Origin of the sequence: Acrocarpospora phusangensis (genome assembly GCF_016862995.1) — a bacterium.
Lineage (GTDB): Bacteria > Actinomycetota > Actinomycetes > Streptosporangiales > Streptosporangiaceae > Acrocarpospora > Acrocarpospora phusangensis.
The window spans coordinates 1-1,582 of the sequence record NZ_BOOA01000196.1; the positions used below are offsets into that span (position 1 = coordinate 1).

A 1,582-nucleotide genomic window follows, 5' to 3' on the forward strand; every position below is an offset into this window, starting at 1 on the left:
GCCACCGGCGGCGTCCCCTCCTTCGCGCCGCTGGCCAACCTGGGCAATGGCTGGAACACGTTGACCAAGCTCGTGCTGGGCGACTTCACCGGTGACGGCAAGGTCGACATCGCCGGCTGGACCGCCGGGAGCGCCGACCAGCTCTGGGTCATTCCGAACACCACCAGCGGCACCACCCTCTCCCGCGGCCAGAGCATCCCGATGAGCACCGGCTGGGCCTCCATCACCAGCTACCTGGTCGCCGACTACGACGGCGACGGCAAGACCGACCTGCTGGGCGTCCAGGGCGACGACCAGATGTTCACCTGGCGCGGCACCCACTCCGGCGGCACCCCCGGCTTCACCGCCCTGACCAGCCTCGGCACCGCCTGGAGCACGATCAGCCACATCCCCACCGCCCAGTAACCCCCTCCCGGGCCGCCCCTCGCGGGCGGCCCCCTTCGCCTTCTGGAGTCACCGTGTCTGGCATCACCGTGTCCGCTCTCCGCCGCTTCGTCGTCCTCGCACTGGCCGCCGCCGGCCTCGCCACCGCTCTCGCCCAGCCCGCCGCCGCAGCCTCCGCCAACCCCGACCCGAGCCGGTTCCCCGTACGGGGCGTCGACGTCACCGAATACCAGCACCCCAACGGGGCGGCCGTGAACTGGGCACAGATCCGCCAGTCGGGCATCGCCTTCGCCACCCTCAAGGCCACCCGGGGCACCAACAAGACCAACTCCTACTTCGCCGCCGACCTGGCCGGGGCGCTCGGCCAGGGCATCCCGACCGCGCCCTACCACTACCTGACCGGCACCAGCTCCAACGTGGCCGCGCAGGCCGACTTCTTCGTCAGCGCCCTGCGGAACGCCGGGTACACCGGGACCCGGGCGAACGAACTACCGCCGATCCTCGACCTGGAGTGGACCGACGACGGCACCAGCTCGTGCCCGCCGTACACGACCGTCTCGTTCGTTCAGCAGTTCCTCGACCGGGTGCAGTCCGCGTTCGGGGTGAAGCCGTGGATCTACACGTCGCGCGGCTTCATGTCGAGCTGCATGGGCAACACCACGGCCTTCGGCTCCTACGGCCTCCAGGTCGCCGACTACACCTCCGGCCGCACTCTCCCGTCAGTGCCCTCGGGCTGGCCGACCTGGCTCATGTGGCAGTACGCCGACGTCGGCAGCGTGCCCGGGGTGCCGACCACGAACGTCACGCTGAACGTCTTCAACGGCAGCCAGGCCGACCTCGACGCGCTGGTCCGGCGCGACCCGCCGCGCGCGCTGGTCGACCCGCAGGGCGGCCGGGTGACCGACTTCGACGGCGACGGGAAACCCGACGTCCTCGGCCTCGGCCAGACCGGCGACGACCTGTGGTTCATCCCGAACACCAGCTCCTCGGGCAGCCCCTCTCGCGGTCAGAGCAAGCTCGTCTCGACCGGCTGGCGCACGATCACGAAGTACTGGCTGGCCGACTACGACGGCGACGGCAGGACCGACATCCTCGGCACCCAAGACCCCGACAAGCTCTTCGTCTGGCGTAACACCAGCACTCCCGGGAACCCGTCGGTCGCTCCTCTGGTCGGTCTCGGCACTGCGTGGAACACGCT

At 70.4% G+C, this 1,582-nt stretch carries 2 protein-coding genes; both read left to right on the forward strand.

The window, feature by feature from the left end; genetic code table 11:
* A partial coding sequence (locus Aph01nite_RS40870; protein ID WP_204046471.1) for an FG-GAP repeat domain-containing protein occupies positions 1-405 on the forward strand: 405 nt, incomplete at its 5' end.
* Between the two features lie 53 nt (positions 406-458).
* The coding region (locus Aph01nite_RS40875; protein WP_204046472.1) for a GH25 family lysozyme at positions 459-1,582 on the forward strand (1,124 nt) is incomplete at its 3' end.